The organism is Nocardioides sp. Leaf307 (genome assembly GCF_001423135.1).
Classification (GTDB): domain Bacteria; phylum Actinomycetota; class Actinomycetes; order Propionibacteriales; family Nocardioidaceae; genus Nocardioides; species Nocardioides kribbensis.
Genome location: NZ_LMNY01000002.1, coordinates 907,858 through 931,229 on the forward strand (window position 1 = coordinate 907,858; position 23,372 = coordinate 931,229).

At 75.2% G+C, this 23,372-nt stretch carries 27 protein-coding genes; 15 read left to right on the forward strand and 12 right to left on the reverse strand.

All coding sequences use genetic code 11. From position 1 onward, the window contains the following. Positions 1–58 precede the first annotated feature (58 nt). The 4 genes from ASF50_RS13435 to ASF50_RS13450 form a co-directional block, all read right to left on the reverse strand. A complete protein-coding gene (locus ASF50_RS13435; protein ID WP_228941392.1) occupies positions 59–883 on the reverse strand; it encodes a carbohydrate ABC transporter permease in 825 nt (274 codons plus the stop codon). Next, on the reverse strand, positions 880–1,839 hold the full coding sequence (locus tag ASF50_RS13440) for a carbohydrate ABC transporter permease (protein WP_200920153.1): 960 nt from the start codon (positions 1,837–1,839) through the stop codon (positions 880–882). The genes ASF50_RS13435 and ASF50_RS13440 overlap by 4 nt, the downstream gene beginning before the upstream one ends. After that, positions 1,836–3,188, reverse strand: a complete 1,353-nt coding sequence (locus ASF50_RS13445; protein ID WP_056862156.1) for an ABC transporter substrate-binding protein — start codon at positions 3,186–3,188, stop codon at positions 1,836–1,838. The genes ASF50_RS13440 and ASF50_RS13445 overlap by 4 nt, the downstream gene beginning before the upstream one ends. Positions 3,189–3,354: 166 nt before the next feature. Beyond that, positions 3,355–4,389, reverse strand: coding sequence for a LacI family DNA-binding transcriptional regulator (locus ASF50_RS13450; RefSeq protein ID WP_056862155.1), 1,035 nt, complete (start codon positions 4,387–4,389; stop codon positions 3,355–3,357). Between the two features lie 134 nt (positions 4,390–4,523). Here ASF50_RS13450 and ASF50_RS18560 point away from each other — a divergent pair, with 134 nt between their 5' ends. The 5 genes from ASF50_RS18560 to ASF50_RS13470 all read left to right on the forward strand — a co-directional run bounded on the left by ASF50_RS18560 (position 4,524) and on the right by ASF50_RS13470 (position 8,643). Further along, positions 4,524–4,697, forward strand: coding sequence for a CsbD family protein (locus tag ASF50_RS18560; protein ID WP_082499875.1), 174 nt, complete (start codon positions 4,524–4,526; stop codon positions 4,695–4,697). Between the two features lie 204 nt (positions 4,698–4,901). Continuing rightward, positions 4,902–5,675: an aquaporin Z gene (aqpZ, locus tag ASF50_RS13455; protein WP_082503170.1), complete on the forward strand. Its 774-nt coding sequence runs from the start codon at positions 4,902–4,904 to the stop codon at positions 5,673–5,675. A gap of 106 nt (positions 5,676–5,781) precedes the next feature. Beyond that, entirely contained in the window at positions 5,782–6,279 is a 498-nt protein-coding gene (locus ASF50_RS13460) for a TetR/AcrR family transcriptional regulator C-terminal domain-containing protein (RefSeq protein ID WP_056904758.1), read from the forward strand. Further along, the gene (locus tag ASF50_RS13465; protein ID WP_200920155.1) at positions 6,266–7,321 is read left to right on the forward strand and encodes a YihY/virulence factor BrkB family protein; all 1,056 of its coding nucleotides are present in this window, start codon (positions 6,266–6,268) and stop codon (positions 7,319–7,321) included. Before ASF50_RS13460 ends, ASF50_RS13465 begins: the two co-directional genes overlap by 14 nt. A gap of 38 nt (positions 7,322–7,359) precedes the next feature. Then, complete coding sequence (locus ASF50_RS13470) at positions 7,360–8,643, forward strand: MFS transporter (protein WP_056904759.1); 1,284 nt, start codon at positions 7,360–7,362, stop codon at positions 8,641–8,643. Here the strand turns inward: ASF50_RS13470 and ASF50_RS13475 are convergent. After that, positions 8,640–9,026 carry a hypothetical protein gene (locus ASF50_RS13475; RefSeq protein ID WP_056904760.1) on the reverse strand — a complete coding sequence of 129 codons (387 nt, stop codon included), beginning with the start codon at positions 9,024–9,026 and terminating at the stop codon, positions 8,640–8,642. The genes ASF50_RS13470 and ASF50_RS13475 overlap by 4 nt on opposite strands. 113 nt (positions 9,027–9,139) lie before the next feature. On the opposite strand from ASF50_RS13475, the gene ASF50_RS13480 reads away from it, so the two are divergent. From ASF50_RS13480 to ASF50_RS13490, 3 genes are read left to right on the forward strand one after another with little or no spacing between them, the layout of a single operon-like run. Further along, complete coding sequence (locus ASF50_RS13480) at positions 9,140–9,499, forward strand: hypothetical protein (protein WP_056904761.1); 360 nt, start codon at positions 9,140–9,142, stop codon at positions 9,497–9,499. A gap of 23 nt (positions 9,500–9,522) precedes the next feature. Next, positions 9,523–10,857, forward strand: coding sequence for an ABC1 kinase family protein (locus tag ASF50_RS13485; protein ID WP_056862149.1), 1,335 nt, complete (start codon positions 9,523–9,525; stop codon positions 10,855–10,857). A gap of 23 nt (positions 10,858–10,880) precedes the next feature. After that, on the forward strand, positions 10,881–11,417 hold the full coding sequence (locus ASF50_RS13490) for a hypothetical protein (protein ID WP_156718282.1): 537 nt from the start codon (positions 10,881–10,883) through the stop codon (positions 11,415–11,417). Positions 11,418–11,430: 13 nt separating this feature from the next. Here ASF50_RS13490 and ASF50_RS13495 read toward each other — a convergent pair whose 3' ends face one another. From ASF50_RS13495 to ASF50_RS13510, 4 genes are read right to left on the reverse strand one after another with little or no spacing between them, the layout of a single operon-like run. Beyond that, positions 11,431–11,958 carry a GNAT family N-acetyltransferase gene (locus tag ASF50_RS13495; protein WP_228941399.1) on the reverse strand — a complete coding sequence of 176 codons (528 nt, stop codon included), beginning with the start codon at positions 11,956–11,958 and terminating at the stop codon, positions 11,431–11,433. 57 nt (positions 11,959–12,015) lie between these two features. Next, positions 12,016–12,405 carry a hypothetical protein gene (locus tag ASF50_RS13500; RefSeq protein WP_056862147.1) on the reverse strand — a complete coding sequence of 130 codons (390 nt, stop codon included), beginning with the start codon at positions 12,403–12,405 and terminating at the stop codon, positions 12,016–12,018. 32 nt (positions 12,406–12,437) lie between these two features. Then, on the reverse strand, positions 12,438–13,079 hold the full coding sequence (locus tag ASF50_RS13505; protein WP_056904763.1) for an IMPACT family protein: 642 nt from the start codon (positions 13,077–13,079) through the stop codon (positions 12,438–12,440). A 4-nt stretch (positions 13,080–13,083) separates the two neighbouring features. Continuing rightward, complete coding sequence (locus ASF50_RS13510; protein WP_056904764.1) at positions 13,084–13,860, reverse strand: TSUP family transporter; 777 nt, start codon at positions 13,858–13,860, stop codon at positions 13,084–13,086. 44 nt (positions 13,861–13,904) lie between these two features. On the opposite strand from ASF50_RS13510, the gene bla reads away from it, so the two are divergent. The 4 genes from bla (at position 13,905) to ASF50_RS13530 (ending at position 16,939) form a co-directional block, all read left to right on the forward strand. Continuing rightward, complete coding sequence (bla, locus tag ASF50_RS13515; protein ID WP_082503172.1) at positions 13,905–14,885, forward strand: class A beta-lactamase; 981 nt, start codon at positions 13,905–13,907, stop codon at positions 14,883–14,885. A 4-nt stretch (positions 14,886–14,889) separates the two neighbouring features. After that, positions 14,890–15,738, forward strand: coding sequence for an ABC transporter substrate-binding protein (locus ASF50_RS13520; RefSeq protein ID WP_056904765.1), 849 nt, complete (start codon positions 14,890–14,892; stop codon positions 15,736–15,738). A gap of 143 nt (positions 15,739–15,881) precedes the next feature. After that, positions 15,882–16,451: a hypothetical protein gene (locus ASF50_RS13525; RefSeq protein WP_156718283.1), complete on the forward strand. Its 570-nt coding sequence runs from the start codon at positions 15,882–15,884 to the stop codon at positions 16,449–16,451. Between the two features lie 92 nt (positions 16,452–16,543). Beyond that, complete coding sequence (locus ASF50_RS13530; RefSeq protein ID WP_056904767.1) at positions 16,544–16,939, forward strand: DUF2695 domain-containing protein; 396 nt, start codon at positions 16,544–16,546, stop codon at positions 16,937–16,939. Between the two features lie 28 nt (positions 16,940–16,967). On the opposite strand, the gene ASF50_RS13535 is transcribed toward ASF50_RS13530, so the two are convergent. The 3 genes from ASF50_RS13535 to ASF50_RS13545 are packed head-to-tail and all read right to left on the reverse strand — an operon-like array spanning position 16,968 to position 21,461. Then, positions 16,968–19,049 carry a vWA domain-containing protein gene (locus ASF50_RS13535; protein WP_056904768.1) on the reverse strand — a complete coding sequence of 694 codons (2,082 nt, stop codon included), beginning with the start codon at positions 19,047–19,049 and terminating at the stop codon, positions 16,968–16,970. Next, positions 19,042–20,430, reverse strand: a complete 1,389-nt coding sequence (locus tag ASF50_RS13540) for a hypothetical protein (protein WP_056862141.1) — start codon at positions 20,428–20,430, stop codon at positions 19,042–19,044. The genes ASF50_RS13535 and ASF50_RS13540 overlap by 8 nt, the downstream gene beginning before the upstream one ends. 53 nt (positions 20,431–20,483) lie before the next feature. After that, positions 20,484–21,461, reverse strand: a complete 978-nt coding sequence (locus ASF50_RS13545; protein WP_056904769.1) for a universal stress protein — start codon at positions 21,459–21,461, stop codon at positions 20,484–20,486. 88 nt (positions 21,462–21,549) lie between these two features. On the opposite strand from ASF50_RS13545, the gene ASF50_RS13550 reads away from it, so the two are divergent. The 3 genes from ASF50_RS13550 (at position 21,550) to ASF50_RS13560 (ending at position 23,293) form a co-directional block, all read left to right on the forward strand. Continuing rightward, a complete protein-coding gene (locus ASF50_RS13550) occupies positions 21,550–22,395 on the forward strand; it encodes an adenylate/guanylate cyclase domain-containing protein (RefSeq protein ID WP_056904770.1) in 846 nt (281 codons plus the stop codon). Continuing rightward, positions 22,392–22,787 carry a YchJ family protein gene (locus ASF50_RS13555; protein WP_056904771.1) on the forward strand — a complete coding sequence of 132 codons (396 nt, stop codon included), beginning with the start codon at positions 22,392–22,394 and terminating at the stop codon, positions 22,785–22,787. The genes ASF50_RS13550 and ASF50_RS13555 overlap by 4 nt, the downstream gene beginning before the upstream one ends. A gap of 89 nt (positions 22,788–22,876) precedes the next feature. Then, on the forward strand, positions 22,877–23,293 hold the full coding sequence (locus tag ASF50_RS13560; protein WP_056904772.1) for a pyridoxamine 5'-phosphate oxidase family protein: 417 nt from the start codon (positions 22,877–22,879) through the stop codon (positions 23,291–23,293). Positions 23,294–23,372 lie beyond the last annotated feature (79 nt).

Consider the following 23,372-nt stretch of genomic DNA (forward strand, 5'->3'; position numbering starts at 1 on the left):
AGGGGTCGGGAACGGGCGCGGACGGGCGTGGACGGGAGGGGCGCGCAGCGGCGGGCGGTCAGCCCTTGACGGCGCCCTGGAGCAGCGCGCGGGAGAACTGGCGCTGGAAGAGCACGAAGACCGCGACGGTGGGCGCCAGGATGAGCAGCGAGCCGGCGGAGAGCAGCACGATGTCGGTGCCGTACTGGCCCTGGAAGGCGCCGAGCGCGCCGGCCATCGTGCGCTTGCTGGGGTCGCTGACCAGGACGATGGCGAGGATGAACTGGTTCCAGGTCCACAGGAAGAGCAGGATCGCCAGCGACGACAGGGCCGGCACGGCCAGCGGCAGGTGGATGTGGCGGAAGGTGCGCCAGGCCCCGGCGCCGTCGACGTAGGCCGCCTCGGAGAGCTCGACCGGCACGGTGAGGAAGTGTGCCCGCATCCAGAAGACCGCGAAGGGCATGTAGAGCGCGATGAGCGGCAGCACGAGCGCGGCGCGGGTGTTGAGCAGCCCGAGCGCCTCGATCTGGTAGTAGAGCGGCGTGATGAGCGACTCGAACGGGATGGTGAGCCCGAGCACGAAGAGCAGGAAGATCCACGACGCGCCGGGCACCTTGAGCGAGGCCAGCCCGTAGCCGGCCAGGCTGGCCAGCACCAGCGCAGCGGGCACGACGCCGGCCACGATGAGCATGCTCGAGACCAGCAGCGGGGTGAGGTCGGCGACGCGGTAGGCGTCGACGAAGTTGTGCCACTGCGGGTCGGCGGGCCAGCTGAGCCCGGTGGGGATGCTGCCCTGCGGCTGGAGCGCGGTGAGCAGCAGGCTGGCGAAGGGCACGAGGGTCAGCACCATGAAGACGACGAGGAGGCCCCGTCCGGCGAGGTCGGCGCGGCGGGTCGCGGTCACTGGTCGGCCCTCTGGGTCAGTCGCTGGACGGGGACGATGGTGACGAGCACCAGCACCATGAGCACGACGGCCATGGCCGAGGCCTGGCCGATCTCGCGCTCGGTGAAGGCGAGGCGGTAGATCTCCACCCCGGGCACCATCGTGGAGCGGCCGGGACCGCCCTGGGTCGAGATGTAGATGATGTCGAAGCTGGCCAGCGCCGCGATCATCGTGACCGTGACGCAGACGCCCAGCTCGCGGCGCAGACCGGGCAGGGTGACGTGGCGCAGCTCGCTGAGCCGCCCGGCCCCGTCGATGCGGGCCGCCTCGTACAGCGAGGGGTCGATCTTGCTGATGCCGGTGAGCAGCAGCAGGGTGCACAGGCCGAGCATCACCCAGGAGCCGATGAGCCCCACCGCGGGCAGCGCGGTCTCGAAGTCGGCCAGCCAGGGCCGGGCGACGTCGCCGAGCCCGATCGCGCGCAGCACCTCGTTGGCGATGCCGTCGCTGGAGTAGACCCAGTCCCACACGATGCCGGCGGCCACCAGCGGGATGACCTGCGGGATGAAGAGCACGGTGCGCGAGACGGTCGCGAAGGGACCCGGTCGCAGCCCGTGCATCAGCGAGGCGGCGACCAGGCCGAGCACGACGGGCACGACGGTGAAGAACAGGATCAGCTCGAAGGCGTGCAGCAGCGTCTCGAGCTGGTCGGGGTCGGTGAGCACCCGGCGGTAGTTCTCCGCACCCACCCACGTGGCGGGGCCGATGCCGTTCCAGTCGTAGAGCGAGTACTGCACCGAGGTGCCGAGCGGGAAGAGCACGAAGTAGCCGTAGAAGGCCAGGGCCGGCGCGACGAAGGCCAGGTGGCCCCACCGGCGCAGGCCGCCGGGGCGGGGACCGCGCCGGGGTGCGCGGCCCGTGGCGGCCGGGGAGGTCAGGGCCTCCCCAGCCGCCACGGGAGCTGCGGAGACGCTCACGACGACAGCTCGTCCTCGTAGGTCGCCTGGAGCGCCGGGGGGACGTCGGCGCCGCTGGTGCGGCCGTCGAGGAGCGACTGGAGCTCCGGGCGGATCGAGTTGGCGTAGATGCCGGAGGTGGCGTTGGCGATGAAGTCCACCAGCACCCCCGACTCCCCGATGGTCTGGGCGCCGGCGAGGGTCTGGGCGATCAGCGAGTCGGGGTCGACCTCGGGCAGCGGCAGCGAGGCGGGCCCGCCGGGGGCGGCACCGCCCTGCTCGACGACGATCTCGCGGGCGGTCTCGTCGGTGTGGACCCAGTTCAGGAAGTAGGCCATCTCGTCGGCGTGCTCGGCCTTGGCCGGGATCGCGTAGGTGTTGGGGGCGCCCATCGCGACCGGGGCGTTGCCCTCCTCGACGGGGGGCATGAGGAAGAAGCCGACGTCCTCGCCCATCGAGGAGTCGAGGTTGGCCGACTCCCAGTCGCCGTTGAACATGAACAGGCCCTCTCCGTCGACGAAGCGGCCCATCATCGTGGTGTAGTCGAGGCTGTTGGCGTCGGAGGGGAAGTAGCCCTCCTCGGCCCAGCGCCCGACGTAGTCGGCCGCCTCGACGGCGGCCGGGGTGTCGATGGTGGCGCCGGGCTTCTGGTAGGTCCACGCGGCCACCTCGGCCGGGTCGCCCATCTGGTTCAGCAGGGCCTGGAAGGGGAAGGCCACGCCGCCGATGTCGTTGAACTGCACGATCGGCTGCTCGCCGGCGGCCTTGGCCTCGGCCATGGCGTCCTCGAGCTCGTCGATGGTGGCCGGCGGCTCCTCGAGCCCGATCTCCTCGGCGATGCGGGTGTTGTAGTAGACGCCCGTCACCGAGTAGCCCACGCCCATGGCGTAGAGCGAGCCGCTGCCGCGGGTGCCGTCGTCGTCGACCCGGAGCTGCTCGAGCTGCGACTCGGGGAACTCGTCCCAGCCGAAGGCGTCGTAGTAGGGGTCGAGGTCGAGCAGCAGCCCGTCCTTGGCCGCGTCGACGATCGTGGGCAGGCGGATGAGGTCGGGGGCGTCGTCGCTGGCCATGACGCGCGGGGCGTTCTCGGTCAGCGCGGCGAACTGGTCGCTGCGGATGTCGAAGGTGATGTTGGGGTGCTGGCGGGTGAACTCCTCGCTCAGCTCCTCGACCAGCGGGAAGCCGGTCTCGAGGTAGAGGTCCAGGGTCACGTCCTCGTCGGTGAGCTCGGTGCCCACCTCGCGGTCGGGGTCCTGGGTCGCGGTCTCGTTGCCCGACCCCGGCGCGCCGCAGCCGGCCACGGCCAGCACGGAGAGGGTCGCCACGAGGCCGGTGAGCCGGGCGGGGAAGCGGACGGTCGTCCTGGTCACGGGTGCTCCTTCGATCGGGGTGCCGCGGGTGGGACCCGAGTCCGCGACGGCGCCAACCTAAGTGGCGTCCGTCACGCGCGTCAACAACTTCTTGTAAAGCACTTTTATGGAACGATCCAGCCCCCGCGCGGACCCTCCCGGACCGCTCCGGGGACGCGGCGCCCCCTCACGGTGCGGCGGTCGAGGCCCGCTGCACCAGCGAGCAGTCGAGCACCGAGGTCTGGCGCTGCGGGGCGGCTCCCCCGGCGACGGCCGCCGCCATCGCCTGCAGCAGGAGCCGTACGGCGACCTCCCCGGACTCCTCGAAGGGCTGGTGCACCGTGGACAGGTCGGCGGCGTCGGCGACCGGCCCGTCGTCGAAGCCGAGCACGCTCACGTCGTCGGGCACCCGCAGCGCGAGCGCCCGCGCGGCCCGCACGACGCCGAGCGCGAGGTCGTCGAAGTGGGCCATCACCGCCGTCGGCCGCCCGCCCGGTCCGCCGGCCAGCATCCCGGCCGCGACCTGCTCCGCGGCCGCCGCGGTGCCGAGGCAGGAGACCACCTCGAGGGTGGCCCCGGGCACCTCGGCCACCGCCTCGCGGAAGCCCCCGAGCCGACGTCGCGCCTGCGACTCGTACTCCGCCTCCTGCCGCTCCAGCACGTAGCCGAGCCGGCGGTGGCCGAGGTCGAGCAGGTGCTGCGCGGCGGTGCGACCTGCGCCGAAGTCGTCGATGGTCACCACGCTGAAGGCGCCGCTGTCGGCGTCGACCACGACCACCGGCACCCCGTGGGCCAGCAGCCGCTCCTCGACGACCTGCTCGATCGAGGAGCCCATGACGATCAGCCCGTCGACCGCACCGCGCACGGGGATGCTCGCCAGCAGCGGGGTCGCGGCCGTGGCCGCCGACTCGTGGTCGAAGACCCCGACCTCCAGCTGCTGGCCGGAGGCGCCGCGGAGGATCCCGGTGAGCCGCTGGAGGTAGGACGGGTAGGCGGTGAAGGGAGCGACGACCCCGATCCGCCCGACCCGCTTGCGGGCCAGGTGCGCCGCGCTCGACTTCGGCACGTAGCCCAGCTCGTCGGCGACCGCGAGGACCCGCTCACGGGTGGGCCTCGCCACCCGCTCGGGCTTGTTGAGCACGTTGGACACCGTCGAGATGCTCACCGCGGCCTCGCGGGCGACGTCGTAGATCGTCGCGGCGCGACGGGGGGGCCCCGGCATGGGGGGAGGCTACACACCGCCGACCCCCCGGCGTGATCCAGATCATCCCGGCCGCGCGTGACGATCGCGCAGGTCGGTGCGACTACCTGGTGTTCGCATCCACGAACGACCCACCACACCGAGGAGGAACCATCATGGGTATCGCTGACAAGGCCAAGAACGCCGCTGAGGACGCTCTCGGCAAGGCCAAGGAGGTCGTCGGGGACGTCACCGGCAACGACTCGCTGAAGGCGGAGGGCAAGGCCGACCAGGCCAAGGCCTCGGCCAAGAAGACCGGCGAGGACGTCAAGGACGTCTTCAAGGGCTGACCCGGGCCCCAGGCCCCCGGGGGCCGGTCGACGACCGGCGCGCCGCGTGACGCTCCCCCGCACCGCACTCCTCACGCCCAGCAGGCGGCTCTCCCGCGACCGGTCCGCGTCGTGCGAGGGCCGCCTGTCGCGCCCCGGACCGCCGGGGCGCCACCCACCCACCGACCGACGCCACCGCGCGTCACGACCAGGAGGCACGACCCGATGTCCCGCTCGACCACCACCCCGGCCCGTCCGCGCACCTCTCCCGCACCGGCGCCGCCGCCGCTGCCCGTGCGCCTGGCCGCCGAGACCGTCGGCACCTTCTGGCTCGTGCTGGCCGGTTGCGGCACCGCCGTCCTGGCCGGCGACGAGGTCGGCTACCTCGGCGTCGCGCTGGCCTTCGGCCTGGCCGTGCTGACCATGGCCTACGCCGTCGGTCACGTCTCGGGCAGCCACTTCAACCCCGCCGTCAGCCTGGGCCTCGCCGTCGCCCGCCGCTTCGCGTGGCGCGACGTGCCGGCCTACGTCGGCGCCCAGCTGGTCGGAGCGAGCGTCGCGGGCGGCCTGCTCTACGTCATCGCCTCGGGCCGCGAGGGCTTCACCACCGCCGACGGCTTCGCCACCAACGGCTACGGCGACCTGTCGCCGGCCGGCTACACCCTGCTCGCCGCCGCGGTCACCGAGGTCGTGCTCACCGCCGTCTTCGTCTTCGTCATCCTCGGCGTCACCGACCGTCGCGCGCCCGCCGGCTTCGGCCCCCTGGCCATCGGCCTCACCCTGACGCTGGTGCACCTGGTCTCGATCCCGGTGACCAACACCTCGGTCAACCCCGCCCGCACCCTGGGCGTGGCCTGGTTCGACACCGCCGCCCTCGGCCAGTCGTGGCTCTTCATCGTCGCGCCCCTCGTCGGGGCCGCGCTGGCCGGTCTCGCCTACGCCGGCGCCACCGGCGACCGCCACGCCGGGGTCGACATCGAGGGCGACACGCGGCACTGACCCGACCGCGGCCCGGCGCGCTGAGCGGATTTACACTGTAAGTCCCTGCGTGCGCTCCAGGATGGAGCCAGGGCCGCCTCAACCGGAACGAACGGCAAGGACACCCGTGGACGACCTGCACCACCTCCTCGACCGGCTGCGCGCGGAGCGCCGCGCCGACCCGGGCGCGGCGCACTGCTGGCAGGACCACCTGCAGCGGCTGGCCCACGACCTGCGCCGCGTCGCGCTGGCCCGCCCGGAGGCCTTCGCCACCCTGGCGACGGCTCCCGCGGCGGCGCCGGGGCTGCGCCCGCCGCTGGGCGACGTCGACTGGGTCGAGGAGGTGCTGGTCGTGCTCGTCGACGGCGGGTTCGACGACGCGGCCGCGGTGGCGGCGTACCGTGCGTTCGTGACCTGCGTGCTCGGCCACCTGCTGCTCGAGGCCTCGCTGCACGCAGGTGGCCCCGACTCCCCCGGGGCGCCCGGCGACCCCGCGGCCCGGGGTCGCCGCCCCGTGCTCGACCGCCTCGGCGCCAGCCTGGCCGAGGACCACGACGCCGACGAGTTCGACGACGCCCTCGAGGCCGTCCTGGCCCGGATGGAGGCCCTGCGTGCCGAGCACTGACACCCGCCCCGAGCACACCGAGGACGAGGGCCTGGTCTCCCGGGTCGACCGCTTCCAGCAGCGCCACAAGGCCGTGGGCCTGCCCCTGGCGGTGGTCTACAAGTACGTCGACGACGCGGGCGGCAGCCTGTCGGCGCAGATCACCTACTACGCCTTCGTCTCGCTCTTCCCGCTGCTGCTCCTGGCCTCGACGATCCTCGGCTTCGTGCTCGTCGGCCACCCCGACCTCCAGGAGCGGCTGCTCGACTCCGCGCTGGCGCAGCTGCCGGCGGTCGGTGACGACCTCCAGCGCCCCGAGGGCCTCGGCGGCGGCGTGACCGGCATCGTCGTCGGTCTCGGCGGCGCGCTCTACGGCGCGATGGGCGTGGGCCAGGCGGTGCAGAACGCCGTCAACAACGCCTGGACCGTGCCGCGCAACCAGCGTCCCAACCCCATCGCCGCCCGCGGCCGCAGCCTGGTGCTGCTCGGCGTGATCGGGGCCGACGTGCTCGCCACCACGGCCGTCGCCGGGATCGTGGGCGCGATCGACGTGCTCGGCCCGCTCTCGTCGGTGGCGATCCTCGTCGGCACCCTGCTCATCCACGCCGCCGCCTTCTCCTTCGTCTTCCGCTTCGCCACGACCCGTGAGCTGGAGCGGCGCGACGTCCTGCCCGGGGCCTGCGTGGCGGCAGTGGCCTGGCTCGGGCTCCAGTACGCCGGGGTCGCGCTGGTCGGCGCTTCGAGCGGCGGCGCCAGCGCCACCAACGGCGTCTTCGCCGTCGTGCTGGGTCTGCTCGGCTTCCTCTACCTCACCAGCGTGATGCTGGTGCTCTGCCTGGAGCTCAACGTCGTGCTCGTCGACCGCCTCCACCCGCGCACCCTGCTGACGCCCTTCACCGACAACGTCACCCTCACCGAGGGCGACGTGCGCTCCTACACCGACCTGGCCAAGGCCCAGCAGCTCAAGGGCTTCCAGCGCGTCGAGGTGGGCTTCGCCACCGAGCACCTGCCCGACGACCTCGCAGAGGACCTCGGCGACGACAGGTCCTCCGGGCCCGGCTAGGTTCCGGGGGCCACCCCACCGCCGCCCAGGAGGCCGACGTGACCGCACCCACCGCCGGGACCGCCGGGACCGCCTCGGTCGGCGAGGCCGAGCGCCTGCGCGTCCAGCGGCACACGATGCGCGTGGTCGTGGCCGGCCAGGTGCTGGGCGGGGCCGGGCTGGCCGCGGGTGTCACGGTCGGGGCGCTGCTGGCCCAGCAGATGCTCGGCTCCGACGGTCTGGCCGGGCTGCCCGTCGCGCTCTTCACGCTCGGCTCGGCGCTCGCGGCGTACGTCGTGGGGCGCACCAGCCAGCGGCTCGGGCGCCGGGTCGGGCTCGCCGCGGGCTTCCTGGCCGGCGGGGCGGGAGCGGCGGGCATCGTCGTGGCCGCCGCCCTCGACAGCGTCGTGCTGCTGCTCCCGGCCCTGCTGGTCTACGGCGCCGGCACGGCCACCAACCTCCAGGCGAGGTACGCCGGCACCGACCTGGCCTCCCCCGCCGAGCGCGGCCGCGCGATCAGCACCGCGCTGGTGGCCACCACGGTCGGCGCCGTCGCCGGGCCCAACCTCGTCGGCCCGCTGGGCCGCCTCGCGGTCGGGCTCGGTCTGCCCGCCCTGGCCGGGCCGTTCCTGCTGGCCGCGGTGGCCTACTCCGCGGCCGGGGTCGTGCTGCTCGCCCTGCTGCGGCCCGACCCGTTGCTGCTCGCCCGGCGCCTCGACACCACGCCCGCACCGACCGCGGCCGGTGCGCCGGTCTCCCCCGGCACCCGGCGCGACACCCGGCCCGGCACCCGGCCCGGCGCCCACGTCGGCGCCACCGTCATGGTGCTCACCCAGGTCACGATGGTGGCGATCATGACGATGACGCCGGTCCACATGCGCGAGCACGGCCACGACCTGGCCGACGTCGGCCTCGTGATCAGCCTGCACATCGCCGCGATGTACCTGCCCTCCCCGCTCACCGGCCGGCTGGTCGACCGGTGGGGCCGCACACCGGTGGCGGTGCTCGCCGGCGCGGTGCTGCTGGCCTCCGGGGTCACCGCGGCCCTCGCGCCCGGCGACTCGCTCGTGCTCACCACCCTGGCCCTGGTGCTGCTCGGCCTGGGCTGGAACCTCGGGCTCATCGCCGGCACGGCCCTCGTGGTCGACGCCACCGAGCCCGCCACCCGGCCCCGCGTGCAGGGCGCGATCGACGTGCTGGTCGCCCTGGCCGGTGCCACCGGCGGCGTGCTGTCGGGCCTGGTGGTGAGCGCCAGCAGCTTCGCGACGCTCTCGCTGGGCGGCGGGCTGCTCGCCCTCGCCCTGCTGCCCGCGCTGCGCCGGGCCACCCCGCGCCGGGCCTAGAGGGTCACCTCGCAGTAGTCGTCGGGGCGCGCCGAGTCGTGCCACGGCAGGCAGTAGGACCGCTCGGCCACCCAGCCGGTGCCCACGAGCACCAGCAGCGCGGTGAGCGGCACGGCCGCGGCCAGGGCCAGGTGGGTGACCGGGCGCAGACGGCGTACAACGGGGCCGACGCAGAGCGCGGCCGCCACCAGGAGCAGCGCCCCCTGGAGCAGCCAGCCGACGACGAGCACGGCGTCGGTCAGACCGCACGACGGCGTCGTCGACGTGCAGGCGGTCATGACACCGAAGCCGAGCAGCGCCGACCCGGCCGTGGCCAGCCCGAGCGTGATCAGCAGCCCGAAGACCTGGAGGGCGGTGCGCAGGAGGATGAAGGAGTAGCTCATCGCCCCAGCCTCGGGGCCGCCGCACCCCGGCGCCTGAGCACGCGGGCTCGTCCGCCCGGGCGCGGGACCTCCGACCCTGGCCGGACCCGCCCGCCGGGTCGAGGCTCGGGGCCATGGCCCTCGACTGCGTCGCCTCCAACCCCGAGCACTACCGCGTGGTCATGGAGAACGAGCGCGTGCGCGTGCTGCTCTACGAGGACGTCCCCGGCGTCCGCACGGTGGTCCACCGCCACCCCGACTCGGTGATGTGGACGCTGTCGTCCTTCCGTCGGCGCCTGGTGGGCGGGCAGTCCGAGGTCGACGTCGAGCTGCCGGCCGGCGCGGCGGTGTGGCTCCCGGCGCAGGAGCACCTCGGGGAGAACATCGGCGAGACCGACACCCGGGTGCTCTTCGTGGAGCTCAAGGAGCCTGCGCCCGTCGGCGCGGACCCCGGCCCCGGCTCCGGGACGGCGGTCGTGCTCGGCCCGGATTAGGACTGCTCGGGGAGGATGGGGCCATGCCCGAACTCCCCCGCAAGGCAGCAGCGCGCACGGCCCGCCTCGCGGCCCTGCCGCTGGGATACGCCGGGCGCAGCGCGCTCGGCTTCGGCAAGCGGATCGGCGGCAGACCCGCCGAGACCGTCATGTCCGACATCCAGCAGCGCACGGCCGAGCAGGTCTTCCGCACCCTGGGCGAGCTCAAGGGCGGGGCCATGAAGTTCGGCCAGGCGCTCTCGGTGCTCGAGGCCGCCCTGCCCGAGGAGCTCGCCGGCCCCTACCGCGCCGAGCTGACCAAGCTCCAGGACTCCGCGCCCCCCATGCCGACCCAGACCGTGCGCGACACCATCGCCTCCGACCTCGGCCCGACCTGGCGCAGCCAGCTGACCTGGCTCGACGGCGGCCCGACGGCGGCCGCCTCCATCGGCCAGGTGCACAAGGGCCGGTGGCACGACGGGCGCGACGTCGCGGTGAAGGTGCAGTACCCCGGCGCCGGCGACGCCCTGCGCTCCGACCTCAAGCAGCTCTCCCGCCTGGCCCGCACCATCGGGCCGATGGTGCCCGGTCTCGACGTCAAGCCGCTCATCGAGGAGATGCAGGCCCGCACCGAGGAGGAGCTCGACTACCGCCTCGAGGCCGAGGCCCAGCGGGCCTTCGCAGCCGCGTTCCGCGACGACCCCGACATCCTCGTGCCCGACGTGGTGGCCGCCGGCGACACCACCCTGGTCACCGAGTGGCTCGAGTCGACCTCCTCGCTGGCCAAGGTGATCGCCGAGGGCACCCAGGCCGAGCGCGACCACTACGGCGAGCTCTTCGTGCGCTTCCTCGTGGCCGGACCGGCGCGCACGGGCATGCTCCACGCCGACCCCCACCCCGGCAACTTCCGCATCCTGCCGCGCCGCGACGACGAGCCGGGCGGCATGGGCGTGCTCGACTTCGGCGCCGTGGCCCGGCTCCCCGAGGGGCGCCTGCCCGAGGCCACCGGCCGGCTCATCCGCGTCGCCGCCACCGGCGACGCCGAGGCCCTCATGGAGGGGCTGCGGGGCGAGGGCTTCGTGCGCGACAAGGTCAGCCTCGACCCCCAGCAGCTGCTTGACTACCTCGCGCCCTTCGTCGAGCCGACCAAGACCGAGCGCTTCCGCTTCACCCGCGCGTGGATGCAGGAGCAGTTCCAGCGGATCAACAACCCTCGCGACCCCTCCTTCACCGTCGCCATCAAGATCAACCTGCCCCCGTCCTACCTCCTCATCCACCGCACCTGGCTGGGCGCGATCGGGATCCTCAGCCAGCTCGAGGCCGAGGTGCCCTTCCGCGAGATCCTCACCGAGTCGATGCCGGGCTTCGCGGAGGGCTGAGCCGGGTGTGATGGGGTGGCCCGGTGGACGGTCGATCTCTCGGGAGCGTGGTCGGAGCCGCAGGTGGCGCGCTCTTCGTCTGGAACGCCGCCGGCGACCTGGCCGCCACCACGTGGCTGCGGGCCGCGGCGGTGGCCCTGCTCGTCCTGACCGTGGGTGCGGCGCTGGTCGCCCGACGCGGTCGCGGCGGTGGGGGCGCGGCACCCCCGCGCAGCGCGGTGCGCACCTACGGCTGGAGCGTCACGCTGATGGCGGTCGCGATCGTCGTCGGTGCGCGCGCGTGGGTGGCCCTCGACCTCGAGGCGGTGGTGCTGCCCTGGGTGGTGCTCGTCGTCGGCGCCCACTTCCTGCCCTTCGCACGCGCCTTCGGCGCCCCCGTCTTCACCCGGCTCGGCGGCCTGCTGGTGCTGGTCGGCGGCGCCGGCGCGGTGGCGGCGGGCCTGGGCGTCGGGGACGCAGCGCCGGTCGCGGGGCTGCTCGCCGGGCTGGCGCTGCTCGCCTCCTGCCTCACCGCGGAGGTCCGCGGGCACGACCCGGGCCCCGCCGGCGCCGCGACCTGACCCGCCGGCGCCGCTAGGGCGTGGGGCCCGTCAGCGGCAGGTGCATCACGTGGAGCCCGACCAGGCCGTGGGCGCGGGAGTCGAAGGCCTCCGGCACGGTGCCGACGACGGTGAAGCCCAGCGAGCGCCACAGCGCGACGGCGGCGGTGTTGGTCTCGACCACCGCGTTGAACTGGATGGCGCGGAATCCCTGCTCGCGGTGCCACCGCACCACGTGCTCGCCCAGCCGCCGCCCGACGCCGCGCCCGCGGGCCCGCTCGGAGACCATGAATGACGCCGTGCCGACGTGGGCGCCCCGGCCGGGCCGGTTGGGGCCCATCCTGGCGCTGCCGAGCACCTCGCCGTCCTCCTCGAGCACGACCACCGCGCCCGGGCCGCCGGTCCACAGGGCACGGGCCTCCTCGCAGGTGAGGTCCTCGGGGTAGGCGTAGGTCTCCCCGGCCCGCACGATCTGCTCGAAGAAGGTCCACACGCGCGGCCAGTCGGCCTCGGTCGCGGGACGGATGGCGGGGTCGGGCGCGGCGGAGGGCTGCTCGGTCACCCGGTCATCCTGCCCGGGCGTCCTGCCCGGCGCTCACGTGACCGCTCAGGTGAGCGCTCAGGTGACCGGTGTGCAGTCGTGGCCGCAGCCGCCGGCCCCCGGGGCGGGCGGCCCGTCGGCGTGGTCGGCCGGGCGGTGCAGCACCGCGCCGGTGGGCTCGACCCTCACGTCCTCGCCCGTGTCGCCGCAGGCCGTGGCGGTGCCGTCGACGAGCAGGGTGTGGCCGCGCGGCTCGCGGGGCGGGAAGAGCACGGTCACCGCCTCGTGGGCCGCGAGGTTGGCCAGCGTGCCGCGCCCGGGGGCACGCACGAGCAGCGTGCCGCCCTCGAGGGTCGGCTCGACCGTCACGGCCTTCACCCCGGCCGAGGTGGAGACGGTCAGCAGGTAGCCCGCGCCGAAGTCCTCCAGCGCGGCGGCCAGGTCGGCGATCTCCACGGGGATGCTCATGCCCCGAGCCTAGGCGCTGCCCGCGGCCGGGGTCAGGCGTCGACCCAGCGGCGACCGACCTCGCGGGCCGCGAGCGCCCCGGAGCTCAGCTCGGCCAGCGTGGCGTGGAGGGCCGGCTCTCGCTCGGGGGCCACCCCCAGGCGCAGGGTGACGGCCCCGGCGTACGTCGCCCCGAGGACGCGGGTGCCGCGCGCCCGCAGCTCGCCCTCGATCCGGCCCGCGTCGGCGTGGGGCACGTCGACCTCGAGCTCGACGAGCAGCGACCGGCGCACGACGTCGGCCTCGTCGAGCGCGGCGCGCACGGCGTCGCCGTAGGCGCGCACCAGGCCGCCGGCGCCCAGCAGCGTGCCGCCGAACCAGCGCGTCACCACCGCGACGACGTCGCTGAGGCCGGCCCCGCGCAGCACCTCGAGCATCGGGGCGCCGGCCGTGCCGGCGGGCTCGCCGTCGTCGGAGGAGCGCTCCACCGGCTGCGGTGGCGGGCCGAGCACGAAGGCGGAGCAGTGGTGCCGCGCGTCGTGGTGGGCCCGCCGCTGCCGCTCGACCACGGCCCGGGCGGCCTCCTCCGCGGCCCCGCCCCCGACCCGCTCCACGACGCAGAGGAAGCGCGAGCGCCTCACCTCGGTCTCGACCGCGACCGAGCCGCGCACCGTCACGTAGGCCTGGGCGCTCACGGGCTCACCACACCCCGAGCACGCCGCCGAGGCGCACCACGAAGGCCGAGACCACGAGCAGGAAGAAGACCCGCACGAAGGCGGCGCCGCGCGCGACCGCCGTGCGCGCGCCGACGTAGGCCCCGAGCACGTTGCAGGCGCCCATGAGCAGCCCGATCTGCCACAGCACGGCGCCCTGGGGCACGAAGACGCACAGCGCGGCGAGGTTGGTGGCCCAGTTGGCCATCTTCGCCTGAGCGGAGGCGGCGAGGAAGCCGTAGCCGAGCAGGCCGACGAGGGCGAAGACGAAGAAGCTGCCGGTGCCCGGGCCGAGCGCCCCGTCGTAGAAGCCGACGAGCACCCCGACGCCGAGCGCGGCGGTGGTGTGGTGGTGGCCGGCGAAGCGCAGCGCGGTGACCTCGCCGAGGCTGGGCTTGAGCAGCACGTAGGCCCCCACCACCACCAGGGCGACGAGCACGATCGGCTCGAAGGCCTCGCGGGGCACCTGCGAGGCGAGCAGTGCGCCCAGCACCGAGCCGACGAAGGCGGCCAGCATGAGCGGCAGGAAGGTCCGCGGGTCGGGGCGCACGCGGCGGTAGAAGGTCACCGCGCTCGTGCTGGTGCCGCAGATCGAGGCCAGCTTGTTGGTCGCCAGCACCTGCACCGGCGAGGCGCCCGGCAGGCCGAGCAGCAGCGCCGGCAGCTGGATCAGACCGCCGCCTCCCACCACGGCGTCCACGAAGCCCGCCGAGACCGCCGCGAGGGCCAGGAGCGCGATCACGGTCAGCGACAGGTCCCCCACTGCGCCGACTGTAGGCGTCTGGCCGGGGCTGGTAGGCAGGAGGGGTGACGCGTGCCCTCCCGCCCCTGTCCGACCGCCCCCGCCGCCGCCTGACCCCCGCGGCGGGTCTCCTCGCCCTCGTGCTGACCGCCGGCTGCGGCGCCGGCGCGGGGGGCGACGACGCCCCTGCACGCAGCAGCGGACCCTCGGGCGGCCCCGGGGCCACCTCCTCGGTCGACCCGCAGCAGCCGGCCACCGGGCGAGCCGCGTTCGCCGCCCTCGAGGAGCGGTACGCCGCCCGGGTCGGCGTCGTGGCCATCGACACCGCCACCGGTGAGACCCTGGCCCACCGCGCCGACGAGCGCTTCCCCCACGCCTCGACCGTCAAGGCGCTGGCCGCCGCGGTGCTGCTCGACCGCACGACGCCCTCCGAGCTCGAGCGGGTCGTGCCGGTGCGCCGCACCGACCTGGTCGACTACTCCCCCGTGGTCGAGCAGCGGGTGGGGCGCGGCCTCACCCTCGGCGCCGCCGCCGAGGCCGCCGTGCGGGTCAGCGACAACACCGCCGGCAACATCGTGCTCGAGGCGATCGGCGGGCCCGACGGCCTGCGTCGCGCCCTGCGCGGGCTGGGCGACCGGGTGACCGACCCGCGGCGCACCGAGCCGACGCTCAACCGCTTCGAGCCCGGTGACGACCGCGACACCACCACGCCGCGGGCGCTGGCCACCACGCTGCGCACCCTCGCGGTCGACGACACCCTCGCTCCCGCCGACCGACGGCTGCTGCTGCGGTGGATGTCGGGCAACGAGACCGGTGACACCCTGGTGCGCGCCGGCGTGCCCGACGACTGGGCGGTCGCCGACAAGTCCGGGTCGGGGGCCACCTACGCCGCCCGCAACGACGTCGCCGTCGTCACCCCGCCCGGCCGCGCACCGGTCGTGGTGGCCGTGCTGACCCGCAGCGAGGACGTCGACGCCGTCGCGCGCGACGCCCTGGTCGCGGCGGCCGCCGGGGTCGTGGCCCGCGAGCTCGGAGAGGCAGACTGACGGCGTGCGCATCGTCTCCCTCCTCCCCGCCACCACCGAGGCGCTCTTCGCCATCGGCGCGGGCGACGACGTCGTCGGCGTGACCTTCGAGTGCGACACCCCCGCCGAGGCCCGCAGCCGCACCATCGTGTCGACCTCGGCGATGCCCGAGGGGCTGGCGCCGGAGGAGATCGACGCCTTCGTCTCCGCTGCGGCCGCACGCGGTGAGGACCTCTACCGCCTCGACGCCGGCGCGCTGGCGGGACTCGACGCCGACCTGGTGGTGACCCAGGACCTCTGCGCGGTCTGCGCGGTCGACGTCGGCGTGGTCGACGACGCGCTGGCGCACCTGGGCTGCACCGCGGAGGTCCTGACCTGCGACCCCCACACCCTGGCGGAGGTCCTCGACACCGTCGTCGCCCTGGGCCGGGCCACCGGCCGCGAGCCTGCCGCGCAGGCGCTCGCCGCCTCGCTGTCGACCCGCCTCGACGCCGTCCGGGCGCGCGTGGCGGGCCGACCCCGCCCGCGGGTGGTGGTGCTGGAGTGGACCGACCCGCCCTACGCCCCCGGCCACTGGATCCCCGAGATGGTCGAGGCCGCCGGCGGTGAGTGCGTGCTCGGCGCTGCGGGCGAGAAGTCGACCCGGGTGCTGTGGGAGCGCGTGCACGAGGCGCGCCCCGACGTCGTCGTGGTCGCCCCGTGCGGCTACGACCGCGAGGGCGCCCGCCAGCAGGCCGACGCGCTCCTCGCCGCGGACCTGCTGCCCGCCGGGGTCTTCGTGCACCCCGTGGACGCCGACGCCCACTGGGCCCGCCCCGGCCCGCGGGTCGTCGACGGCGTCGAGGAGCTCGCCGCCGTGCTGCACCCTGCGTGAGCCGCCGTGCCCGTCGAGCGTCGGAGCGCCGTCGCGCCCTGTCGAGGGCCGTCGGGCGGTTGCGCCGGCGCACGCACCCGGAGTAGGCCTGGGGTGACGGCGCCCGTCGGGGTGCCGCGCGGACGTGGAAGGTCGTGGTGGGGATGGTCCTGACGAGACGCGGGAGCCGCTCGGTGGGCGCCGTGGTGGCGTCGGCGGTGGCCGTGCTGGTGACGGCGGCGCTGCCGGCGAGCGCCGCGACCAGGACGTTCTCCGACAAGGCCGGCGACCTCGACCACCCCGCCGACCTGCGCGCGGTGACGGTGGTCAACCGTGAGGGCGCCGTGCGGGTGACGGTGGAGGTGCGCGACCTGCGCAAGAGCGGCCCGAAGGTCACCGGGGGCTCGGTCTTCCTCGACACCGACGGTGACCGGGAGCCCGACTACGTGCTGACCGGCGGTTTCTTCGCCGGCACCGACTACGCGCTGCTGCGCACCTCCTCCTGGAGCCTGCGCAAGACCGGGGAGCGCGTGCTGTGCGACTACGCCCTGCACCCCCGCTACGCCGACGACCTGGTCAGGATGCGCCTCGACACCGACTGCTTCGAGGCCGAGCCGGGCGAGGGCCCGGTGCGGGTGGAGGTCAGGGTCGCCGGCTCGCGACCCGACGGCGGGGTCGCGGTCGACTGGCTGCGCTCGCCGCGCTCCTTCGGCGCGGCGGTGGCGCGGTCCTAGCGGCCCTCGTGCCGCCGCCCGCGACTGTCGGTGCCCCCCGCTAGACCTGTCGTACGCCGGAGCAGGGTGCATCGGACGGGAGCGGAGGACGCGTGCACGACCACGACACCCCACCGTTGCGCGACCGGGTGGCGGTCCCGATCCTCGACGAGGCCGCCGAGGCGACCTGGCCGCGCCCGCGGGAGTGCTCGCTGTGCTTCGTGGCCCGGATGCTGCAGGTCCACGGCTGCGACGGCTCGATGCGCTGGGCCGAGCGCTTCCGCGAGGTGCGCTCCCCCACGGCGACGGGGCTGGAGCGGCGGCTGTCCCACCGAGGCGGCGGGTGCGACTGCGCCGCGCTCGCCGCGGGGTGGCGACCGGCGCGTCACGTGATGGAGCGCGACCTGCACACCGACGAGCTCAGCGCGCCCGCGCGGTGGCCCGACTGCGCAGGGGTGCGCCGGACGTCGTCGCGGGGCTGCGGCCACTGGGAGCGCGCCCCGCGCTGAGCCGAGGGCCCGAGGCGGGGCCGCGGTCTCAGTCGCCCCCGACCCACCAGCCCCGGCCGCCGCCGAAGAGCCCGCCGTAGCCGCCGCCGCGGGCGCCGCCCTCGTCCCAGCCGCCGCCCCCGCCGGAGCGGCCGCTGCGGTCGCCGAGGTAGGAGCCGACCACGGCGGCGCCGAGGTCGTCGAGCTCCGGGGCGACGACCCGGCCGTCGACCCGCTGGGCCATCTGCTCGATGAAGCGAGCCAGACCGGGGTCCTCGCCGAGGCGGAAGAAGGTGGTCTGGGCCCCCAGCCGCATCGCGTTGTCGAGCTCGCGCACGGCGTAGGCCACGGTGAGCGGGTGGGGCGGGTAGCTGAAGTAGACCTCGCCGCTGGTCTCCAGGTGGGAGGTCGGCTCGCCGTCGGTGACGATGAGCAGCACCGGCTGGGCGTTGGGGTGCTTGCGGAAGTGGCGGTTGGCCAGCAGCAGCGCGTGGTGCAGGTTGGTGCCCTTGTCCCACATGGCGTCGAGGGCGGTGAGCTCCTCGATCTCCATGACCTGGGCGCTGCGGCCGAAGCCGATCAGCTGCAGGTGGTCGCCGCGGAAGCGGCTGCGGATGAGGGTGTGCAGCGCCAGCGCGGTGCGCTTCATCGGCACCCAGCGCCCGTCCATCGCCATCGAGAACGACGTGTCGACCAGCAGCGCGACGCAGGCCTGGGTGCGGGCCTCGGTCTCCTGCACCTCGACGTCGTCGATGGTCAGCCGCACGCCGTCGGCGGCCGAGCCTCCCTCGGAGACGGTGCGCAGCACGGCGTTGGTGACGGTGCGGGTGACGTCCCACGGCTCGGTGTCGCCGAAGGCCCACGACCGGGTGGCGCCGGAGCGCTCGCCCGAGGCGCCGGCGCGGTCGAGGTCGCGCTGGCCCTGACGCCCGGAGATGCGCTGGGCCACGTCGCGCAGCAGCGACTTCCCGAGCTGGCGCATGGCCTTCGGGGTCAGCCGCAGCTGGCCGTCGGAGCCGCGCTGCAGCGTCCCGGAGTCGCGCAGCGCGTGCTCGAGCTGCTGCAGGGTGCGGGCGTCGACGCCCGCGGCGTCGCCGAGCTGCTGGGCCAGCAGCTCGAGGTCGAGGTCGTCCATGCGCGCGCCGCCGTAGGACTGCGAGAGCTGCTCGGAGAGCGCGTCGAGGTCGGCGAGGTCCTGGAAGGCGCCCGTGCCGTCGCCGAGGCCGAGGCCCTCCTGGCCGTCCATCCGCTCCGAGCCGCCCCAGTCCTCGCCGGGGCGCAGCGCCTGGAGGTTGCCGTCGAGGCGGCCGAGCTGGTCCATCAGCTCCGGTGAGCCGAAGGCCTGCGCCGCCAGGGCGTCGAGCTCGTCGCGCTGCTCCTGGGTCATCGAGTTGCGCATCCGCTGGGCGGCCGCGGCGCGCTGGGCCAGGGAGTCGAGCAGCTCCTCGACGCTCTGGGGGTCCTCGGGGAAGTGCTGGCCGTGCTTGTCCATGAAGTCGGCGAAGTCCTGCTCGGTGTCCTCGCCGCGACGGTGCTTGTCGAGCAGGTCGTTGAGGTCGGAGACCATCGCGGCGACCGCGGCGCGGTCCTCGTCGGTGGCGTTCTCCAGGGCCTGCTTCATGCCCGCGAAGCGCTGGTCGAGCATCTCGCGACCGAGCAGGTCCTTGATCTGCTCGAAGGCCTCGCGGGCCTCGCGCGACTGCCAGTCGTAGGACGACAGCTCGCTGACCGCGGCCGCGGGGCTCGGCGGGAGGCCCTCGAGCTGCATCTCGCGGAAGGCCCGGTCGGCGTCGTCCATCATCGCGTCGCGCGCCAGCTGCTTGCGCTCCTCAAGCACGGCCCGGTCGAGGAGCTCGCGCACCTCCTGCATCGTGCCGTCGAGGTTGTGGCGCGAGAGCAGCTCGCGACGCTTCTCCGCGACCTGGCGGGCGAGGTCGTCGAGGCCCTGCTGGTCGCGGCCGCCGCGACGCAGGAACTCGCGCATCGCCCGCTCCGGCGAGGCACCGGCCATCACGTCCTCGCCGATGGCGTCGAGGGCCTCGGCCAGGTCGACGGGCGGGGCGAGCGGGTCGGCGCCCCCGTCGTAGCGGCCGTAGCTCGCGGCGCGGCGACGGCTCCAGCGGTCAGCCATAGACGGTCTCGCCACCCCCGGACTCCTTGCTCACCTTGCGGGCGAGGTAGAGTCCCTCGAGGGCCAGCTCGATGGCGCCGGCGCGCTGGCCGTCGTTGGTCGCGCCGAGCCGGTCGCAGACGTCGTCGTAGAGCTCCGACTCCCCCAGCACCGGCAGCCCGGTGAGGAAGTCGCGGGCGGTGACCTGCTCGCCGGTGGTGACCATCACGCCGCTCTCGAGGGCGTCGACGAGCACGCCGAAGTCGAGACCGCGGAAGTGCGTGCGCACGGTCTCGGCGGTGGCGGTGCGCAGCAGGTGGGTGAGGATCTCACCCTCGCGGCCCTCCTCGCCCGACTCGAACTCGATCTTGCCGCCGAGCACGTCGACGGCGGTCTCGAGGTCCACCGGACGCGCCACGGCGTCGTCCTCGCCCTGGGAGACCGCGCGGTGGATGGCGGCGGCCGCGATGGTCTCGGCGCCGGCGATGGCGAAGCGGGCCGAGACGCCGGAGCGCTGGTCGACCGAGGAGGACTCGCGCAGGTTGCGGGTGAAGCGGGCGAGGATCTCGACGAGGTAGTCGGGCACCTCGGCCACGAGGTCGGCCTCCTGGCGGATCACCGCGACCTCGTCGACCAGCTCGGTCGGGTAGTGGGTGCGGATCTCGGCGCCGAAGCGGTCCTTGAGCGGGGTGATGATGCGGCCGCGGTTGGTGTAGTCCTCGGGGTTGGCGCTGGCCACGACGAGGGTGTCGAGCGGCAGGCGCAGCACGTAGCCGCGGATCTGGATGTCGCGCTCCTCCATCACGTTGAGCATCGCCACCTGGATCCGCTCCGCGAGGTCGGGCAGCTCGTTGATGGCCACGATGCCGCGGTGGCTGCGCGGGATGAGCCCGAAGTGGATGGTCTCCGGGTCGCCCAGCGAGCGGCCCTCGGCCACCTTCATCGGGTCGACGTCGCCGATGAGGTCGGCCACGCTGGTGTCGGGGGTGGCCAGCTTCTCCGCGTAGCGCTCGTCGCGGTGGCGCCAGGTGATCGGCAGGGCGTCGCCGAGCTCGCCGGCCCGGCGGCGCGAGGCCACGGTGATGGGGTCGTAGGGGTGCTCGCCGAGCTCGGAGCCGGCGATGACCGGGGTCCACTCGTCGAGCAGGCCGACCATGGTGCGCAGCAGCCGGGTCTTGCCCTGGCCGCGCTCGCCGAGCAGCACGATGTCGTGGCCGGCGATGAGGGCGCGCTCGAGCTGGGGGATCACGGTGTCCTGGAGGCCGTGCAGGCCGGGCCAGGGGTCGCGGCCCTCGCGCAGGGCGGCGAGGAGGTTGTCGCGGATCTCGGTGCGCAGCGGGCGGTGCTCGTGGCCCGAGGCCCGCAGCTCGCCGACGGTGGTGGAGGTGGGAGCAGACGTCACGCGATCCACGCTACTGACGGGTCGCAACCGCCCCGTCGCGCGTCGGGCGCGGGTCAGGGGCGCTCGGCTCCCAGCGGGGCCACGGGCACCACGGCCACGGCGCCGTCGGCGTGCTCGAGCACGGCCGGGGCCACGGAGCCGAGCAGCAGCGAGCGCACCGGGGAGCCGGGGCGGTAGCCCACGACGGTGAGGTCGCGGCCCCGTGAGGCCGCGACGATCTCGTCGTCGGCCAGGCCGTAGGCGACGGTCAGGGTGACGTCGACGCCGGGGTGCCGCTCGGCCAGGCCGGCGACCGCCTCCGACAGCAGGGCGCGCACGTCGGCGACCTCGGGGTCCTCGGCCGGGGCGCGGTGCAGGCCGGCGGCGGTGGCCCGCACGTCCCAGACGCAGTGGAGCACCTCCAGCGGCAGGCCGCGCAGCGCCGCCTGCTGGTAGCCGAACTCGACCACCGCGAGCGAGCCCGGGGTGCCGTCGACGCCGACCAGCACCCCGCCGCGCGGGCGGTCGTCGGGGTGGGCGCCCCGACCCGCCCGGCCGGGGCGGCGCACGGCAGCGCCGGGGCGCACCACGACCACCGGGCAGTGGGCGTGGCGCGCGACGGCGACGCTCACCGAGCCCAGCAGCAGCGAGGCCACGGGGCCGCGCCCCCGGGACCCGAGCACGAGCAGCGAGGCGTGGCGGGAGAGGTCCTCCAGCATGGAGCGCGGGTCGTCGGCACGCAGCAGCAGCACCACCTCGAGGTCGGGGTGGTCGGCCAGCACCCGCCCCCGGGCGTCCTGGAGCAGCGTGCACGCGTCGTCGCCGACGGCGTCGAGCACGTCGCGCGAGTCGACACCGGCCTGGTCGAGCCACACCGAGCCCACCAGGCGGTAGGCGTGCACCAGGGCCAACGGCCGGCGCAGCAGCAGGCACTGCCGCGCCGCCCACGCCAGCGCGAGGTCGGCGTCGTGGGAGCCGTCGATCCCGACGACCACGGCTCCGGTGGGCAGGTCGGCGGTCGGGCGGGCGGAGGAGAGGTCGGTCACCGTCATGGCTCCAGCCTCACCAGCCCCGCGGGCGGCAGCCACGGACGAAGGTCCCGACCCCGCGGGCCCTCGGTCGTCGCTACGCTCTCGGCTCGTGACGCTCGCGGTGGTCCTCCTGGCGGCGCTCAGCGCCGTGCTCGCCGTTGCCGTGGCCGCGCTGGCCCTGCGCCTGTCGGCCGCCCGCCGGCGGGAGCGCGAGGCGCGGCGGCGCGTCGCCGTGCTGGAGGCCGACCTCGACGTCGCCCTGCGCCCGCGTCCCGCGGCCACCCCGGCCGAGCGCGCCGTGCGCCGGGTCGTGCGGACCGCCACCAGGGTCCGCGAGCAGGGCGTGGCGGGTCTGCTCCAGTCCTCGCTGGAGGACCTCCAGGCCTGGGCCGCCGAGCAGCAGCAGAGCGTGGCGAGCATGGCCAGCTCCGACGGTCGGGTGACCCTGCTGTTCTCCGACATCGAGGGGTCGACACGGCTCAACGAGCGGCTCGGCGACGCCACCTGGGTGCGGGTGCTCCAGGCCCACGACACCCTCCTGCGCGCCCGGATCGAGCGCTACCGCGGCCAGGTGGTCAAGACCGCCGGCGACGGCTTCATGGTCGCCTTCCGCGATCCCGAGGCGGCCTGCCGCGCCGCCGTGGGGGTGCAGCGCGACCTCAAGCGCACCCTCGACCCCCGGCTGCGGCTGGTGGCGCCGGTGCGGGTGCGCATCGGCATCCACACCGGCCCCGTGGTCGCCCGCGACGGCGACTACTTCGGGCGCAACGTCGCCATGGCCGCCCGGGTCGCCGACACCGCCCAGGGCGGGGAGGTCCTGGCCAGCGAGGCCGTCCGCGCCGCCCTCGACGACGACGCCGCGGTCGACCTGGTCGAGGCCGGGGAGGTCGGGCTCAAGGGCCTGCCGGGCGTGCACGCCCTGTGGCGGGTCCTGCCCCGCGGGGAGGTCGGGTGAGCACCGGACCGCTGCGCGCGACCTGCCCGTGCGGCAGCGGCGCGGCCTACGACGCCTGCTGCGGGCGCCTGCACCGTGGCGCCGCGCGGGCGGAGACCCCCGAGGAGCTGATGCGCTCGCGCTACGCCGCCTTCGCGGTGGGCGACGCGGCGTACCTCTTCCGCACCTGGCACCCGCGCACCCGCCCCGACGACCTCGAGCTCGACCCCGCCACGGTGTGGACCGGGCTCGAGGTGCTCTCGGCCGGGGCCGACGACGTCGCCTTCGTGGCCCGTTACGAGCGGCACGGGCTCCCCGGGGAGCAGCGCGAGCACAGCCGCTTCGTGCGGCGGGCCGGGCGGTGGGTCTACCTCGACGGCAGCGGCGGCGACCACGGCGGGGCCGGCGGCTAGCCCCCTCGCGGAGCCGAGGACACCCGTCCCGTGGGGAGAGGACCATCGGCCCTCGCCGCGCCCGAGCGCCCCGGCGCAGGCTCGGAGGCGTGCTCCACCACCGTGACCTCTCCCCCGACGAGTGCCTCGCCCACCTGCGCGAGGCGGAGGTCGGCCGGATGGCCGTCTCCACGCCGGGCGGGCCCCACATCGTGCCGCTGACCTACGTGCTCCACGACGGCCGCGTGGTCGTGCGGACCAGCCCGTGGAGCATCGTCGGCACGCACGCCCGCGAGGGCCTGGTCGCCTTCGAGGTCGACGCGCTCGACGTGGCCAGCCGCAGCGGCTGGAGCGTGGTGGTGCGGGGGCGCGGCGAGTTCGTGACCGACCCCGCCCGGCTGGCGGCGGTGCGCGAGTGCTGGCCCGTGCCGTGGGCCGCCGGCACCCGCACGCTCGTGGTCGCGCTGCCGACCACCGACGTCACCGGCCGCACCTTCGGTGCGTCGTCGGTCGCGCACTCGGCCTGACCGCCCCCTCCCGCCTGATCCGCCCGACCGACCCGCACGACGGGCCGGGCCGGCCCTGACGCAGGAGGCCGTCCGTGCG